We start from the raw sequence: 255 nt of genomic DNA, 5'->3' as shown, positions 1-255 counted from the left end.
CTATTTAGGGGGAACCTCCAAATATTAAATTTATACGGACCTACAGAGGCTACAGTCTGTTGTACATCTTATCAATATGAGAGGGATAAAGAAATTACAACACAAAACGTACCAATAGGTTCGCCATTGTTAAATACTAAAATTTATATATTGGATTCATTTCACAGGCTACAACCTATAGGTGTTCCAGGAGAAATATGTATTTCTGGCATAGGGTTAGCTAGGGGATACATCAATCGAAAAGAATTAACAGCA

At 35.3% G+C, this 255-nt stretch carries 1 protein-coding gene; it reads left to right on the top strand.

Annotated elements, in window-relative coordinates:
- Positions 1–255, top strand: a 255-nt coding sequence (locus HMPREF2590_RS30720) for an AMP-binding protein (protein WP_347364679.1), incomplete at both ends; no start/stop codon positions are given.

This window comes from Bacillus sp. HMSC036E02 (assembly GCF_001836235.1).
Lineage (GTDB): Bacteria > Bacillota > Bacilli > Bacillales > Bacillaceae_G > Bacillus_A > Bacillus_A cereus.
The sequence above is the reverse complement of the archived record's forward strand: the minus strand, read 5'-3'. Positions and strand labels throughout refer to the sequence as shown.